Annotated in this window: 15 protein-coding genes; 4 read left to right on the top strand and 11 right to left on the bottom strand. The window is 51.6% G+C overall.

Going from position 1 to position 16,765, the window contains the following annotated elements:
* Nucleotides 1-97: 97 nt before the first annotated feature.
* Both AAHA41_RS07215 and AAHA41_RS07210 read right to left on the bottom strand, forming a co-directional pair.
* Nucleotides 98-1,549, bottom strand: a complete 1,452-nt coding sequence (locus AAHA41_RS07215; RefSeq protein ID WP_323071484.1) for a sensor domain-containing diguanylate cyclase — start codon at nt 1,547-1,549, stop codon at nt 98-100.
* A gap of 21 nt (nt 1,550-1,570) precedes the next feature.
* Entirely contained in the window at nt 1,571-1,816 is a 246-nt protein-coding gene (locus tag AAHA41_RS07210) for a hypothetical protein (RefSeq protein WP_323071486.1), read from the bottom strand.
* 207 nt (nt 1,817-2,023) lie between these two features.
* On the opposite strand from AAHA41_RS07210, the gene AAHA41_RS07205 reads away from it, so the two are divergent.
* Nucleotides 2,024-3,064 (top strand): IS481-like element ISAs19 family transposase, encoded by a 1,041-nt coding sequence (locus tag AAHA41_RS07205; protein ID WP_064336004.1) that lies wholly within the window; start codon nt 2,024-2,026, stop codon nt 3,062-3,064.
* A gap of 450 nt (nt 3,065-3,514) precedes the next feature.
* On the opposite strand, the gene AAHA41_RS07200 is transcribed toward AAHA41_RS07205, so the two are convergent.
* The 3 genes from AAHA41_RS07200 to AAHA41_RS07190 all read right to left on the bottom strand — a co-directional run bounded on the left by AAHA41_RS07200 (nt 3,515) and on the right by AAHA41_RS07190 (nt 8,923).
* Nucleotides 3,515-4,840, bottom strand: coding sequence for a hypothetical protein (locus AAHA41_RS07200; protein ID WP_323071489.1), 1,326 nt, complete (start codon nt 4,838-4,840; stop codon nt 3,515-3,517).
* A 368-nt stretch (nt 4,841-5,208) separates the two neighbouring features.
* Nucleotides 5,209-7,458, bottom strand: a complete 2,250-nt coding sequence (locus AAHA41_RS07195; protein WP_139459913.1) for a hypothetical protein — start codon at nt 7,456-7,458, stop codon at nt 5,209-5,211.
* A gap of 1,237 nt (nt 7,459-8,695) precedes the next feature.
* Nucleotides 8,696-8,923: a helix-turn-helix transcriptional regulator gene (locus AAHA41_RS07190; protein WP_080768707.1), complete on the bottom strand. Its 228-nt coding sequence runs from the start codon at nt 8,921-8,923 to the stop codon at nt 8,696-8,698.
* Nucleotides 8,924-9,033: 110 nt separating this feature from the next.
* On the opposite strand from AAHA41_RS07190, the gene AAHA41_RS07185 reads away from it, so the two are divergent.
* Nucleotides 9,034-9,273, top strand: a complete 240-nt coding sequence (locus AAHA41_RS07185) for a hypothetical protein (protein ID WP_042024897.1) — start codon at nt 9,034-9,036, stop codon at nt 9,271-9,273.
* A gap of 799 nt (nt 9,274-10,072) precedes the next feature.
* Entirely contained in the window at nt 10,073-11,194 is a 1,122-nt protein-coding gene (locus AAHA41_RS07180; protein WP_323071357.1) for an HD domain-containing phosphohydrolase, read from the top strand.
* 148 nt (nt 11,195-11,342) lie between these two features.
* Here AAHA41_RS07180 and AAHA41_RS07175 read toward each other — a convergent pair whose 3' ends face one another.
* The 6 genes from AAHA41_RS07175 to AAHA41_RS07150 form a co-directional block, all read right to left on the bottom strand.
* Nucleotides 11,343-11,528 (bottom strand): hypothetical protein, encoded by a 186-nt coding sequence (locus AAHA41_RS07175; protein ID WP_209298142.1) that lies wholly within the window; start codon nt 11,526-11,528, stop codon nt 11,343-11,345.
* 42 nt (nt 11,529-11,570) lie between these two features.
* Entirely contained in the window at nt 11,571-12,152 is a 582-nt protein-coding gene (locus tag AAHA41_RS07170; protein WP_323071361.1) for a NifB/NifX family molybdenum-iron cluster-binding protein, read from the bottom strand.
* Nucleotides 12,149-12,463, bottom strand: a complete 315-nt coding sequence (locus tag AAHA41_RS07165) for a DUF134 domain-containing protein (RefSeq protein ID WP_198506393.1) — start codon at nt 12,461-12,463, stop codon at nt 12,149-12,151. Before AAHA41_RS07165 ends, AAHA41_RS07170 begins: the two co-directional genes overlap by 4 nt.
* Nucleotides 12,464-12,679: 216 nt before the next feature.
* On the bottom strand, nt 12,680-13,867 hold the full coding sequence (locus AAHA41_RS07160; protein ID WP_201911445.1) for a dicarboxylate/amino acid:cation symporter: 1,188 nt from the start codon (nt 13,865-13,867) through the stop codon (nt 12,680-12,682).
* Nucleotides 13,868-14,178: 311 nt separating this feature from the next.
* Nucleotides 14,179-14,700, bottom strand: coding sequence for a hypothetical protein (locus AAHA41_RS07155; protein WP_323071367.1), 522 nt, complete (start codon nt 14,698-14,700; stop codon nt 14,179-14,181).
* 100 nt (nt 14,701-14,800) lie between these two features.
* Entirely contained in the window at nt 14,801-15,439 is a 639-nt protein-coding gene (locus tag AAHA41_RS07150) for a TetR family transcriptional regulator (RefSeq protein WP_033115834.1), read from the bottom strand.
* A 143-nt stretch (nt 15,440-15,582) separates the two neighbouring features.
* On the opposite strand from AAHA41_RS07150, the gene AAHA41_RS07145 reads away from it, so the two are divergent.
* Nucleotides 15,583-16,761 carry an efflux RND transporter periplasmic adaptor subunit gene (locus tag AAHA41_RS07145; protein WP_071911886.1) on the top strand — a complete coding sequence of 393 codons (1,179 nt, stop codon included), beginning with the start codon at nt 15,583-15,585 and terminating at the stop codon, nt 16,759-16,761.
* Nucleotides 16,762-16,765 lie beyond the last annotated feature (4 nt).

Here is a 16,765-nt window from a genome sequence, read left to right as displayed (position 1 = left end):
TGGAGTGGGAACACACGAAACTGGACACCGATAGGAGCCGTGATGCTGAACCCAGAGCGGTCAGAACCAGAAGAAAAACAAGCGGCTTAAAACAGGGTTACGCGACAACTATCTTGAAAAACGCCGCCTTGACGAGGCCACTCGCAAGCTCCAACTTGGGTTGAAAGAAGGCGACAAACTCCTCGTTGATCAAGGCATCTCGCATTTCACCAATCAAGGCTAATTGCTCATGGGGGGATTCATCTGCAATCTTGCACGCAAAGGCGAAACCGTCACGGCGGCGTTTGGCATGACGCATTGCCATACCTGCTCGCCTCATTAGCAAGCTGCTGTTATTACCATCTTCTGGAAATATCGCGATCCCCAGACTGCCCTCAACGTCAAGGCGTTGACCATCCAGTTCAATAGGCTTACGGAGTTGCCCCAGTAACTCTTGGGCATTATCAAGGATATTGAAGTAATCGACCTCTTTGATAAGTAGCGCAAACTCATCGCCTCCCAAACGCGCCACCAAGTGCTTGCCAGCAACCATGGCGAGTAAACGTTGAGCCATCTCCTGTAGGAGCCTGTCGCCCACCAGATGGCCCAGAGCATTATTAATTTGGGCAAATCTATCAATATCGATGAGCACTAAAGCGCCACTACCTTGTAAAGCCGCCTCTGTCAGCGCCTCCATAAAACAGGTGCGGTTTGGGAGCTCAGTAAGTGGATCCGCATACGCTAGCCGCAAAATATGCTGCTCGCGGGTCGAGATACTACGGCGCATGGTATCAAGAGCCCGCATAAGTGCTTTCGTTTCAACGCCTAGGCCTAAAGGCACCTTGCACTGGTAATCCCCTCCAGCTATAGCCTCAGCGACCATCACAGCTTTGTGTACAGGTTTGGCAATGCTTCTGGCAATCAACAGCGCCAAGACACTTCCAGTGACGAGCGCACTGAATGCAAGGATAATAACGGTCAAACGCGCTCGGTTTGCATCGTCTTTGAGTGCGATAACCCCACTTTGCATCAGTTCTTGCTGATGCTCTGCAATACGTAGTGTCTGAACAAGCAATGCTTTAAGAAGTACATCAGTTTGCTCTTCATAGTGTTGGCGAGCGGAAGACAAGCCATCAATTTCGATTCGTTCCACCGTTTGCTGAAAAGAGTCACCATAATGCTTTCGCAGGTTTATGAGTTGGTCAATATCACCCACATCTCCCCCCATTGATGCAGCCCGTTCTAATCCTTCAATAGCGGCATCGGATGCAGCCAGTGCAGAGTCCATCGCTGTATAGAGGGGTACACGCTTGTAACGTTCGTCTGTTTGCAGAAGAAGCAGCAAATGCAGTGCTGCGTTCTGAGAGTATTGATTAGCTCGTTGGGCAAGAAATTCAATCCGTGCTTGCTGCTCGACAAACTGATTGATTCCATCTGTTAACGTATTAAAACGATGCAGGGCAACGGACGAGACGGCAAGCAGAAGTAACAAAAGCAGGGAAAAGGCGATAAGGAGCAGTGTTCGTATCGAACTGTTGTCAACCAGCACCAAAAAAGGATTATTCATCATCTTTGTAGCCACCCAACTTTGTCATATGTGGAATCTTGAGGCGGAATTCTGCAAGCCTTTGGAAGGCTCACCCAGTGTCAGTGTTATTTCAGCAACATCCGCTGCGGCGATCTGATTGGTGTTATCAACATCACTGGCATGACAGTGTTTGCGTGCGTAGCGCCGTGCATCTGCATGGCATACTGCCAGCAAGCGGGAGATAGCCGCATGATCTTCTGTCTGAGCAGACAGAATGAGGTTCTCTTTTTCCATCATGCAATGTGTCATGACTCAGTTCCTTTTGTCGAGTTTACGGCCAACCATGGCGCACATCGGGCAGAACCCCATCAGGCCCGTCATGGAAAGGATGGCACTCATTACTCCTGCTGTATGGAGATGGTATTCACCTGACAGTTGCCCACAAAAGGGAGTGGTCATACGGCTTCAAACCGGATAACAAAACGGTACCCCTACCGTGTTATCTGGAGTCACCGTATGACCACCAACGAGAAAGTAGCACGTCGCAAACTCAGCCTGCTAGAGCTTGCCAAAGAGCTCAATAATGTCAGCAAAGCCTGCAAGCTCATCGGCTACAGCCGTCAGCAGTTCTACGAAATTCGCCGTAATTACCAGACCTATGGCGCCGAGGGATTGCTCGACAAATTGCCCGGCTGTAAAGGGGCTCATCCCAATCGGGTCGCTCCCGAGATTGAACAGGCCATACTCGATTACTCCCTCACCAGACCAACTCATGGCCCGCTGCGGGTCGCCCAAGAACTGGCTCTGCAAGGCATCAATGTCAGTGCCGGCGGCGTGCGTGGTGTGTGGCAACGTCACGACTTGCTCTCCAAACACGACCGCTTGTTGCGCCTCGAGAAAACCCACCGTGAGCAGACCATTGAGCTCAATGACGAGCAAATTCGCCTGTTAGAGCGATTCAGTCCCGAGTTCCGAGAACGCCAGATTGAGGTTCACTACACCGGGGAACTGGTGGCGGTCGACACCTTCTTCGTCGGCGCGCTCAAGGGGGTCGGTAAGGTGTATCTGCAAACCGTGCTGGACTGCTATAGCCGCCACGCCTGGGGGCGGCTCTACACCAGCAAACTGCCCATCACCTCGGTCCATGTGCTTAACGAAACGGTGCTGCCATTCTTTGAAACCCACGAGGCACGGGTCTATACCATCCTGTCGGATAACGGGCGCGAGTTCTGTGGGCGCCCTGACCACCATCCCTACGAGCTGTTCCTGCAACTGGAGGGGATTGAGCACCGAACCACCAAGGTGCGCAGGCCGCAGAGCAACGGCTTTATCGAGCGGCTGCATCGCACACTGCTGGATGAACACTTCCGTATCAAGGGGAGAACGACCTGGTATGAGTCGGTAGAGCAGATGCAGACAGACCTGGATAGCTACCTGGAGCACTACAACACCCAGCGGCCACATCAAGGCAGGATGATGGAGGGTCAAACCCCCTACACCATGTTCAAGAAGGGTCTGAAATTGATACCGAAGGAAGTGCGCACTAAAGTAGCGTAAACAAGACACCGGTTTGAGGCCGGTGTCAGGTGATAACTAGATCTGTACACTCCTGCTGCAACAGCAAGGTCAGATTTCCCCCAGCTCATCACTGGAAACACAAGCGCCATGATGCCCAGGATGATGCGTAACACTCGCTCCCAGTTTGGGACATTCTTTACATAGAACATGTCAGTCTCCTCCGATGGCAAGAGTGTTGAATCACTCTCTTGCTTGATAAGAGGGGCTAGGTGAGCAAAGCGGTTCGCAGAAAATGAAAAAATCTCAATTGAGCCCATTCAAGTATATCAGTCGATTATTGTCAATGATGTCACTAGAGATGCTCTTATAGCTGGTCAGCAAACTTTACCGAGTTGGTACTCTATGCTTGGGGTCAGAGAACATTTGGTTTGCTGTAAGTTGATGACGGGATCTAGCGCGTAGCAGTAGTTTTGAAAAGACCAAAATAAGTTATGGGATCTTGATATATGAACTATATTTTCGCCTTAAATCATCAATATCTTTTTTTGCTTTCCTTTCTTTTTCCTCAAGAGCTTTTATCTCATTTGCTTTTTCTTTCAGTAACTGCTCAAACATTACTTTAGCCTGCTCTCTTGATTTAATATCTACGATGTTTGCCAAGTCTTTGGATCTTTCTGTTAGAGCATATTCTCGTTCTTGTAATGAGATGAGGCTATCATTTAGATTTTTTTGTATAAGGTTTAACGAGGCTGACCGCCTGCGTATTTCGACTTCACTAGCTTCAAGCTGAGCCTCTTTGGCTTTAATGGTTCTATTTATATCATCAACCTGTGAATAAAACTCAGCCTTAAGTTCATCTAAATTAAGAAGGTCACGTAGTAAATCTTGCTTTTGATCAACTTCATCTTGTATATGATATAGACGGTCTTTCAATTCCATTTCAAAGCTTCTGTATTGATCTTCCAATAGGATTATTTTTTCCTGTGCCTCTAAAATGGACGACTCTTTTTCTTTTAACACTCTCTCCCATCTTTTTAAAATGGCGTTAGCCTTGCCTTCTGCATGCCGAGACTGTTGAATCACTCTTTGCATATCGCTTAGTTCTGATTCGCGCGTATTTTTTATCGCTTCGAATTCTGCATTAAGTTTTTTAACCTCTGTCTGGTGCTTTGAACTCAAAGATGAATACTGATGCTGTAAAGACAATAATTGTTGTCTATTATGGGAGTAAATCATTTCGGAGAAGTTGCCTACAGGGGCTACAGACACCCATTTTTTGGGGCATTTTTTTAGATAATCTCTTATCTCTTCTTTTGATATTATCTCTCCTTTCACACGAAATCCACTCAGGTCAAGTTCAATGCAGGTTGCATTCACCCTCTTTAATTCTTTAACTTTCTCTCGATCACAAAAATGCGTAACTGCAATTTCGATGAGAACCTTCTCTCCCTCGATGAACCCAATAACATCAGGTATAACTCTGCCTTCATAAACCTCACATACCATCTCATCAAAGGCTATATTTTGATGTATTGGATTTATAGTTCCAATAGGCAGTAACAACTGCCTATCCGTTGCTAAAACCTCTTTAGCTAGGATATGTATTTCCGTTTCCGGCTTCCAGGTACAGGCATTCTGTTCGACTGAATTAGGCTCATGAGAGAAATAATGGGCTTTAACTTGCCCCTTCATTGCCCAGACAGCGCCCTGACAACCTATGCATGTGCAATTGCATCCTTTGCCACTCACAACCTCTTTGACATCAACTATATGGCCGTTGTCGTCAAGGGCGCGAGTCATCAGGATTCTTGCCATCTCTATCCTACCCACAAATGGATCTATGTATAAAAGCACATCAGTTTATTCAGTTAAATTGGATGCTTTAACTACATCAGTAGTTACAACACTTTCATGAAAAATCATACACTTACATTTGATTGTTTTGAACTTCGTCAAGTTCCAATTGGATTTAGATGTATGACCACTCCCCAGGTGAGCTCATTGAGCTTTAGAGGGTGCGTAGGAGCGGGCTGGTAATCAGGGAGGGGGGATGGATGCAGTACGGTGGAAGGCTCTGATATTGATACCAAAGGAAGGGCGCACGAAAGTAGCGTAAACAAGACACCGATTTTAGGTCGGTGTCAGGTGATAACTAGAACTGTATAAATATTCTCTACTGCTTATTATAACGTAAATGAGAAGTCCAGCGTTTCATTGTCAGATACTCTGCGCATCGCTTTAGCTCTATCCTTATCACCGTATGTCTTAATTATTTGCTCCACGTCATCATTGAGCTTCGCTGCTGCACCAATAAAATCACCAGGATGTTCCTCGAGATGCGTTTCTGCAACAAGGTGTCTTAACGCATGAATGTTGATACCATGTTGTTTATCATGAGGCATCGTCATCAGATAGGCCTGATATGTCAGTGATATGAAATTATCTGACAGTTTTGATGATATTTCTATATATTTACTTCTTATTTTAAGGTTTTCCTCGTTGTTTACTTGGCTTTGTCGAATGCTACGCCAAGGGAAAAAGATATCAATATCGTCAATTGACTGAACGCCCGCAAAGGTCATGAGATCAAACTCAATATAGCTGCGCCTTATGTTCAAATACTCTTTGATCAGCGGGGTAAGCTGTTCTGGTAACTCAACATCAACATCCACGCTATTTTTTGCATTTGCGTTTTTAAGATATCTGTACTTTGTGTTATCGTCACTAACCATCGATGTACCAAAACATGGGATATATAGTTGGAATCGGTTACGCTGACGATGATATGTTATACTTGCATAGTTTTTGTTCTGTGATGTCGCATTAGGGTAAAATTTCAATTCAGTCCAGTTTGCGCTGCGCGGAGATTGATAAAAACTGATTGTTTGTATCAGTCCTGCTCTAAAATACTGCAACGCACGGCCAATCTGAGATGCTGCACTTTTTCTATGCGCCAGCTCTAGTTTTTTATCGTCTGTGTTATTCGAAAGTAAATTTTTTTGCTCAGCATTGGTCTTGTATACTTTTGCTTTATCGAATAACCACTGGCTGGCCCTATAAACCGCATTTCGGCGATCTGACGCAGGTATGTTGAGTAAGAATTGAATGTTCAGTTTCCCTTTCTTGCCCGCTTGGCCGCGACTGTTGATGCCTTTCTCTGCCATCTTAAACCAATTAGGATATTCCTCGATAATAAAATCTAGGTCTTTAAAAAACTCCTCGATTGTTCTGTTACCACGATCGGCACAAAACCTTAGGTAGCCCTTCGAATCCGACCCTCGTTTTACAAAATTTAGCACTCTAGAGAATTGGCTTGTACCCGTTTGCAGTCCTTCCGAATATTCAGCCATAGCCTGCATAATCTCAGGTATTGTCAAGTGATAACTGCTAACAGACATGTAATCAATAGCTAATTCAGTATGACAAAAATGTTGAAATGAAAGTAGCTGACTTTTAAATGCGATAGCAGAGCCGCATTCGCCCTTCGCGTTGATTGTCCATTCATTGTTTCTTCTGTTTTTTTCATTGACTTTTGCTCGTATCTCATAGCGTCGATCTGACCTAAGCTCGTCAGAAATGTTTACTATCGCTGGTTGTTTTTTATTTATTTTATACTCACAATACTCATCATAAACCTTCTGTAGATTTGGATTCAGTGACGAGCTAATGAATGTGCTGCGATTGATAGCCGACAGATCAAGATCTGACCGATTTTTTCCTCTGCGTTGATGGTCAACTTTTCTATGAATTTTATCTAACAACAAGTTTTTTGGTAAATTGAAATAACTTTCAATGAAATTGATGCGAACGTCAGGTACTCGCTCGGCAGGGTGTGATGTACCCATCATATAATCGCGCAAAACTTTTGTTGCGCTGCCAATCGCTTGTGGGCTACTTTTCAGAATTGGCCATGCCTCTGGGCAGTTAGATAATGACGCGTTGATAATTTCACGTGCTACTTCTCTGTATGTAATGAAGCTTTTCTTAATATTATTCTGCGTCTTAGGAGTGACCTCATCGAGCCAGAGACGCTCACCGTATTTCCTCTGAACTGCTGCTGCCAGAGCCTCACAAAAAGTCATTTTGCTGAAATCTATGTTGTTTATTTGAGCGTAGAACTCTGCCAACCGACGCACTCGTGTCAGTGGGCCTCGCGTATCACTCCTGCTCTGACGTGCCAAGGTCATTTTCAGCTTTTCTATTGTTTCACTGAGATTTTCTAACAGTGCAGTTTCCAGCTCATCCTCGGACTGCACAATTGATGTTTTCAGTAACATGTTGAGTGCTGTCTGATGGTGCCTATAACGCGCACTTTCAGTTTTGTCGCTACTCTCAATGCCTTGAATGATCCGTTCTCTCAACTGCCTAATGCTCATAATTGCCACTCCATAAAAATACAACAACTGGTCTTTTTGTTCATTATAGTGCTGCAAACATCAATCGCCACACCAAAACGAAAATTATCGCAAAATAGCTTTTGACTTATTTGAAATTTCTTATATATCAATGTCTTTTTTGGTTTTTTGTGAGTTTTACGAGGGATTTCATGATTTTTAAAATTGGCAATGAAGCAAAGATTGATTAGGTTGCAATCAGCATTAAACAACAATACATGAAGTTTACAACAGTGATGAATAATCAATTAAAATTAGACACTTAGCTATATTCTTTAATTCCTGAATCGGAAAAACTATGACTGTATTTCTCTGATTTGTTGTAATTATGGTGTAAGGGGCTAAGTTGGAAGGACATTTTGTTGTAAAAACAAAAGCATCATAAAAACATATGGTTAGCTAAAAAAATGTCAACAAATCATATAGTAATAAGTTATTGATTTGCATGTGACTTTCTATTTTTACAACAAAATCTCTTAGATTATAGAGAATCACAACGCCTGCTTGCTTGAACCCTCTTTATATCAAGCAAAAAGTGGGCTGTCTGCCCGCGTTGTAAATGGTAAAACGAAGATGACTGCACAATGTCTCTACCTATGATTGTATCTGACATGAAAATATGTGACCTAGGATGCAAGAGTGCTCCAACGCCGTTTCGCTCTGCGTTGCAGTCCTATCTATTTCAGCCGGTAGGATCGTTCCCCATAGTTATTTGTCGCTGTACTGGTGGCAGAGTAGAAATGAGAACTACGGGGTTGTGTATATGATTAAAACGAAATGTTAGCCAGCCCAGCTTGGCTGCACACTCAGAACTGGCTAACTATGAGCCAGAATACATTTTTTGGTGATATGGATAGGGCTTGAGATGGCAGATTGGATGATGCTGTACGATGCGGTGTAGCGATTCATACCGGTCGAGCTAAATTAATTTCAGCGCTCGATACGCTGTGTAATGCCTGTGCAGTCGAGTCTGAGTACACCAACCTCAGTATCATCGATATTTTCAGAATGCCCCCAAGCTCAGGGTTATTGTTTTCAATGGTTTTGTTGTGGTCAACAATGAGGGGATTGAGAAACCTGCCGGTTTCTAGTTGGCCATCTGGACGATGCTTCTGATGACAACGAATGTGGTTTCGCCTGGCACTGGCTGAAACTGTACCAGACCAGACCAGACCAGACCAGACCAGACTTGGGTGGTTTGTATGCAGTTATAAGGTTAGGTGTTTGGCATGTTCGAGTTTATTGGCAGGCCATTTGGTTAGAGCAACAGCTATGGTTATGGCAGCAATGATGCAGGCGAGACCCCTAGGGCCTTGGCGATCTGATAAACTTTTTCCAGGGTTACCCTAGTTTCCCCACGTTCGATTTTTCCCATATGACCACGGTCTATACCAGCAATTAGTGCTAGTTTTTCCTGTTGCATACCTCGTGCAGACCGCAGCTCTCGTACATTTTTACCGAATGCAGTTGCGAGCATCGCCAGCTCAAACTCGTCAGAATCCATTTTATCTCCTCACTAGAGGATCTATGGTCTACGTTATACGGCGTGCTGTACACGGCTGTGAGTACACGCATATAATGACACTGCATATAAGCATCATTTCGAGGTGGAAAATGTCCAATCAGCAGATCGTTCTGAGCCAGAATCAAAAAAGTGGCACAGTGACACTAACCTTTCAAGATGCGGATTTCCTAGCCGCAGTAGGAGATTCTTTGAGAGTGGAGTCATTCGTACATGTCACTATCAATCAATCCGTATATGATGAATTTGTTAAGAGCATTATGGTTTCGTTTGTTGCCGAATTTATGGATTTTAAGCAGCAATGGCCGATACCTCAGGAGCTAAGAAAGTGAACAAGTTTCTGACATGATGGAGGGCATTCGGGTCTTTCTCGCGGTTTGCTGTATTGGTGGACTTATTTGTCGCTCATCCTCGTAAAGTAATGCCAACGTAGCCTCAGCTTCTTTGGATTATAACCGGCGCCAATTAGCGTTTTTATCGCCTTATGAGTCTCCATAGAGACGGACGTCATTAAGCACCTCTTTAATATCGGTAAACCCAACATAACATCCTAGCCTAGGCGTTCAGTCAGGATCCCATGCTCGATGCGGCTGAGGAGGTCGAGCACAGCCTGAGCGAGTTCGGGCGTATCCTGATGGTTGAACGGACGAACACCTCCTAGGTAACGGAATATATGATCCTGTGTTGAGCAACATGTCAGTACTACAGCTTGCAACTCCGGCACCGGTACAGTGATGGGAGCCCGCCAGCACAAGCCTTACTGACAGTATTAGCCATGGATTGGTCTTGTTGCTTTGGGTCAACCCAGGGAGACGAATCCTACTTTGGGGGCCTGTTTTGTGTTGGACATCGCTCAATCACTCTTAGGTGGCTTCTCTTTAAGGGCGCGGATTTTACCTAAATGGCTAACCAAAAACTATACAGCGGAGCCGGGAGAACCGAACAATATCTCCGAGTGGGCAGGATTGGGCGGCGTGAATCGCCGCCAATGGCCTGCCATCAATGGGGCTATTGACCCCGCGGGGTGGGGTTGTTATCGGGATCCCGCTTTGTTGATTTTCATGTCAACAGAGGTGAGGAGGACAGAGGGAGTCACTATAATCCCACCACGGAGATCCGGTGGAGAAGGTCATGGAGAGTTCATTTGGCGAAAGGATGCAGAGCGTACACGCCACCCTCAGGGAGCGTTTTGACAAGCTGAGCCGGGTGGCCATCGCAATCTACGACCCTCATACCGATCAGCTCAAGACCTTTGCCCACAGCACCGAAGGCCACTCTCCGCTGGTGCAGTACGAGGTGAAGCTGAGCGATGTTCCCTCCCTGCGCTATCTGGCGGAGCACCACCACGCCCGCGTGCTCGGCAATCTCGATGCCCTGCGTGACTCTGCGTCGGAGCACAGCCGCAAGCTGCTGGAGGCGGGCTATGCCTCCAGCTATACCGAGCCGCTGCTGTTCAACAGCAAGCTGTTTGGCTTTCTGTTTTGCGATGCCATGGAGCCGGACTATTTCAACGAGCCGATCCGAAGCGAGCTGTCAGCCTATGCCCAGATGCTCTCGGCCATCATCGCCGTGGAGTTTTTCTCCATTCAGACCCTTGGCGGGGCGCTGACCACGGCGCGGGAGTTCAGCCGCTATCGGGATGAGGAGACCGCCAACCATCTGCACCGGATGTCGGCCTACTCCCGGCTGATCGCCAGAACCCTGGCCCCTGTCACTGGGCTCAGCGATGAGGAGGTGGAGTTTGTCTATCTCTTCTCCGGGCTGCATGACATCGGCAAGATTGCGGTGCCGGACGGCATCCTGCTCAAGCCCGGCAAGTTGACCCCGGAAGAGTTCGAGATCATGAAGTGCCACCCCGGCAAGGGTCGGGAGATGATCAACCTGATGATCAGCGAGTTTGGCCTCGACGGCATTCACCACACCGACATGCTGACCAATATCATCGCCAGCCATCACGAGCGCTTCGATGGCACCGGCTATCCGCTGGGGCTGGCGGGGGAGGAGATCCCGCTGGCGGCGCGCATCGTGGCGGTGGCCGATGTGTTTGATGCCCTGACCAGCGAGCGCCCCTACAAGCAGCCCTGGCCGTTCGAGACGGCCTTTGCCTATCTGGAGGAGCATGCCGGCAGCCAGTTCGATCCCGCCTGTGTCGCCGCAGCCCTGCGCAACAAGGCCGAGTTTTATGCCATCTATCAGCAGTATCAGGATCCGGCCACTACACCGGAGACGGATGAGGCGAAACCGGCTGAGTGAGATGGGGGCGGCAAAGCCAGCGCAAGGGGGATAAGGGACAAGCAAGAGGGCCAAGGGGGCAGAGCAAGAGAGGGGGACGCCAGCGAGCGTCCCCTTTGTATTTGTCAGATTTGATGACCGCTGTTTTTGGCTCGTCGCCCGCAGCCCGTTATGGTTTGCGCGGCGGCTCGTTTGACTGGTCGAGGTGGTCAGCGCGGACACCCGAGCAGCCGCAGGGGCGGATCTGCTTGTCCGGTCGCTGCTGGGCCAGCCGATACTGACGCCACCAGATGAGGGTGGTCATGGCGAGGATCAGCACAAACGAGGCGAGCAGACTCAATAACCAGATGGACATGATCTCTTCTCCTTGATGGTGATGACATGCACTGTGATGGCATCAGTGATGATGGCAGCAACCGCCCTGCTGGTTGGCGCCCTCACTGCCGTGACAACAAGTATGGCCTTGTCGTGGGCTGTCTACCTGATTGCCACCACTGGCGCAACAGTGATCGGAGCTACTGTTGCAACCACCGTGACAATGGGTATGGCTGTGGCCTGTGCCGACGGGTTGGATGGCACGGATTGCCGACTTGTTCTGATGACGGCGTGATGGACGGCCCTGACTGGCCTCGGTTAGAGGCTGCAGATTGGCGGGGGCTAGCAGCTCGGGCAATGGCAGGCGAGCAGATCGGCACTGCATTACCCGGATATTGGCGGCCAGCAGACGGGCCAGCATCCGCTCGCCGATATTGTGGACGATCACCTGTTCCACCCCGTGGCGGGTGAGTGCCTCCAGCAGCTCTTTCTTTCCTGCGCACCCTGTTGTCGTGGCCGGATTGGGCTGGGTGGCGAGGATCTCTCCGGTGGGGCTCAGGATCTGTAGCACTTCGGCCCGGCTGAAGTGGCCAGCAAGCTGCCCCTGACTCAGCATCAGGGCGCGGTTGCCGGGATTGGCGGTGACGACGGTAGTTTGGTTCATTGCGACTCTTCTCCACTGGCTTGGTGGTCGGGCTCAGCAGCATGCATCATCAATGCCTTGCCCAGACTCAGACACTCAACCACCTTGTAGCGCCCCTTTTTCAGGATATTGGCCAGGGTCTGGCGGGAGACGCCCATCACTTGGGCCGCCTCCTGCTGCTGCATCCCCTGCAGGTCGACCAGACGCAACGCTTCGAACTCATCGGCGGCCAGCGTGACCTGTTCCAGCTGGTGCATGGGGCGGCCATTGGGCTTGAAGCAGCTGTTGGCGGGGCGGCCGCAGATCTGGCGGGCTATCTTGGGTCTTGGCATGGTGGCTCCTTATTGGCATATGCCATTTATACGCTCATATGTAGCATATGCCAATAACTTTGACGCAAGCAGAGGATTGCTGGCTGTCACTCGCGGGCAATCGAGGGGGAAGAGGGGGCGAAATAGAATTGAAGGGCAGAGTAGAAACGACGCAGGCCCGAACAGAGGTTCGGGCCTGTGGTTTTTGCAGAGGATGGTCGGGCCATCCCGGCGAGCTTACGCCTGTTCGGCCTCGGCCTCGGCCACGGGAGCAGCGCTCTCGCTGCCATTGGCGAAGCGATCGGCCCACAGGGCGATCACGCCGTCACCGGTGACGTTGCAGGCGGTGCCGAAGCTGTCCTGCGCCAGATAGAGGGCGATCATCAGGGCGATGGAGGCTTCACCGAAGCCGAGCATGGAGGTGAGCAGACCCAGTGCCGACATCACGCCACCACCCGGGGCACCCGGGGCGGCGATCATGATGACACCCAGCATCATGATGAAGGGCAGCATGGTGTCGATGCCCGGAATGGCCAGATGCTCGGAGAGGAACATCACCGCGGTGGCGCAGGTCACCAGGGTAATGGTGGAGCCACAGAGGTGAATGGTGGCACACAGCGGCACGGTGAAGTTGGCGATGCCATCGCTCACACCGTTGTTCTTGCTCGACTGCAGGGCAACCGGAATGGTGGCGGCGCTCGACATGGTTCCCAGCGCGGTGAAGTAGGCAGGCAGCATGTTCTTGATGAGTTGGGCCGGTGAGCGGCCAAGGGCCAGACCGGTACCGACGAACAGCACGGAGAGCCATACCCAGTGCATCAGGATGGCCATCACCAGCACCACGCCGAAGGTTTTCAGGGTGGCAAATACGGTGCCTTCCACCGTCATCTCGACAAAGACGCCGGCGATGTAGAACGGCAGCAGCGGGATGATCACCTTGGCCAGCAGGCGGTCGATGATGTCACGGCCCTGATCGGCGACCCGGCGCAGATCGGTGGCCTGGGTGGCGCTGATGCCGATACCGAACACGAAGGCGGCGGCCAGCGCGGACATCACGCCAAACAGCGGCGGGATCTCCAGATTGACGTAGGAGGCGAGCTTGACCGCCTCGGCGGTAGTGGGCTCGGCAGCTGTGGTCAGCTGCGGGATCAGGTGGCTCGCCACGGTAAAGGCGAACAGGCCCGCCAGAATGGTGGAGCAGTAGGAGAGGGCCACGGTTTTGCCCAGCAGCTTGCCGGAGTTCTTCGGCAGGCTGGCGATACCGCTCATGATGAAGAAGAGGATGATGAGCGGAATGGTGAAGGTAATGAGCTGACCTATGACTGTCTTGGCCGTAAACAGCACGCGCGCCACCCACTCAGGGGCGTAGAGACCGAGCAAGAGACCGGCAAGGATGCCAGCAATGAGTTTGAGGACAAGTTTCATAAGGAAATCCGGTGTTGGTTGTATTGTCTGACTTGTTATTAAATTTTGATATTAATCACACTTTCTAACACAGAATCCGCATTATGTCTGTCTTGAATGGGTTAATGCCGAGTTAAATATTGTTAATGGCTATTTTCCCCGACCGGAAAACGCCCATATTTAAACGCGCAAGATGCGGCCAAGATGCGGCATAGAGTGCTGAAAATGGTGTACCGAACATGGTGGGCTGACAGAGGGCGTGCAGGGCCTCGGGGTTAGAGCCTGTGCGGGATAAAAGCGAGCGCCGTTAAGGGGTTAACCGGCGCCGCCAATCAAGTGGTCGTGCGGGTGAGCAGCAGATAGCGCAACGCCGCTGCGGATTGGGTTGGCTGCTCCGCGCAGATCGCCAGCGGGATCTCATCCTCTTTGAGTTGCTCGGCCAGTTGCACCATGGTAGCCGCGAGATCGGTTGCAACCGGCAACGCCAGCAGCGCACCCGGTTTGAGCTGGGTGGCGAGATGGCGCAGGGTGTCAGTTGCTTGCGGCACTGCAAGGTCGGTGGGACGGCTGAGCCAGATGCCGTCATAGGGGAGCACGCTGCGCATCCCCGCGATGGGGCAAACGCGCACGGCCTGACCTGAGCGGCGCGATGCGCGGCGGGCCAGCGCCAGCTCGGGCTCGCAGGCGGTGATCCGAAAACCGCCATCCCGCAGCCAGCAGAGATCCACCCCGTCGCCGCAGTCGAGGTTGAGCAGGTGGGCGCCTGCGGCCAGCCGGGCCGTAAAGGCGATGTGCGCCTGAGTCGGGCTGGCGGAATGGGCGGTATCTGGGGTGATGGCGTCAGTGGATGTCACAGCAATGGTCTCGGGCCGAGGCGGCTACAGGGGGCGCTACCTTAGCAAATCGGGGGCTGCGCTGGCAAAGTGGCCTGCAAGTTGGCGCAGAGGGTGAACCCTAGGAACGAACCGCCGGATTGCGGGGTTGGGTCAGCATGGTGAACATGCAGTCGAGCAGGTACTCCGACTCGGCCGCCAAATCGATCCGCTCCGGAAAGTGGAGCCAGTTGATGATGTAGCCATCGAGGGTACAGTGGAGCAGGGTGGAGGCTCGCCGCAGATCCAGATTGGCGGGCAGCTGTCCGCGCCGGATGGCGTTGGTGAGGGTGGTCTCCAGATCCCGGAAGAAGTTGCTGGACTGGCTGCGGATATGTTCGCGCAGGGAGATGGCTTCCCCCTCCAGCGACTCCAGATTGAACAGGATGGTGAACATCTGCTGGTGGGCCTGATCCCGGGTGATGCGGGTCAGCACCTCTTTGAGGAAGTCGCGCAGCTTGCCGAGGGGGTCGGGCTCCTCTTCATTGACGCAGGCGTCGAGCTGATGGGCGAGGGGTTGGCAGAGCTCCTCCCAGAGGGAGAAGAAGAGCTCCTCCTTGTTTTTGAAGTGCCAGTAGATGGCCCCGCGCGTCAGGTCAGCGGCTCTGGCGATGTCGGTCAGGCTGGTCTTGGCCAGCCCCTGGCTGCAGAAGAGATCCAGCGCCGTCTTCATGATGGTGCAGCGGGTCTGCTGTGCCTCCTCTTTGGTCCGTCTGGCCATCTGCTTCTGCGCCCCTTAATCAGCAAAAAAAGTCACTTACATACATTTATGAATGTATGTATATTGCCTCATCTTTCCGATTTTTACCAACAGGGCCCACGTGGCCCTGATTGTTCATTGACTGGCAAAGGCTCAGGTGTTTCATGCATAAACATATTCTTGCTCGTTCGGTAGGTCTTGCCCTGCTGGCAACAGGCTTGCTGGCAGGTTGTGGCGACAAGGGCGCGCCGCAGGGACAGGGGGGCATGCCTCCCGTTGCGGTTGACGTGGTGACCCTGCAGAGTGCTCCGCTCAAGTTGACCAGCGAGCTGACCGGCCGCAGTGCCCCGCTGCGGGTGGCCGAAGTGCGCCCGCAGGTGGGGGGCATCATCCTCAAGCGCCTCTTTACCGAGGGGAGCGATGTGAAGGCTGGTGATCTACTCTATCAGATCGATCCGGCTGTCTATCAGGCTGCCGTCGCCAGCGCCAAGGCAAATTTGGCGAAGGCGCAGGCCAACGAGCAGAGCGCCCGCCTCAAGGCCAAGCGCTATCAGGAGCTGCTCAAGGTCAACTCCATCAGCCGTCAGGACTATGACGATGCCGACGCCAGCTGGAAGCAGGCGCAGGCTGAAATCATGGCGAGCAAGGCAGCCCTGCGCACCGCCGAGATCAATCTGGGTTACACCCGCATCACGGCCCCCATCAGCGGCCGCATCGGCACCTCCGCGGTGACCGAAGGGGCGCTGGTAACCGCCCAGCAGGCTGACAGCCTCGCCGTCATCCAGCAGCTCGACCCCATGTATGTCGATGTGCGCCAATCCACCGCCGATCTGCTGCGTCTCAAGCGGCTGGTGGCCGAGGGCAAGGTGGTGCAGGACGAACATAAAGGGGCAAAGGTGAGCTTCCAGCTGGAAGATGGCACCACCTATGGCGAAGAGGGCTCGCTGCAGTTCTCTGACGTTACCGTGGATGAGACCACCGGCATGGTGGCCCTGCGGGTGATCGTCCCCAACCCCACCCATCTGCTGCTGCCCGGCATGTTCATGCGCGCCACCCTGCAAGAGGGCGAGCGGGCCAAAGGACTGCTGGTGCCGCAAACCGCGGTGACCCGTACCCCCAATGGCGGCGCCACCGTGCTGGTAGTGACCGCTGACAACAAGGTGGATCTGCGCAACGTTCAGCTGGGCCGCATCGTCGATACCAGCTGGGTGGTGGAGTCCGGCCTCAATGCCGGCGAGCGGGTGATCGTGGCCGGTTTGCAGAAAGTGCGTCCGGGTGCCGTGGTCAATCCGGCTGAACAGGCTGCGGCGCCGGCAACTGCCGCCACCCCGGCCAACAAGTAGGATG

Origin of the sequence: Aeromonas sp. SER (genome assembly GCF_038739615.1) — a bacterium.
Lineage (GTDB): Bacteria > Pseudomonadota > Gammaproteobacteria > Enterobacterales > Aeromonadaceae > Aeromonas > Aeromonas jandaei.
The sequence above is the reverse complement of the archived record's forward strand: the minus strand, read 5'-3'. Positions and strand labels throughout refer to the sequence as shown.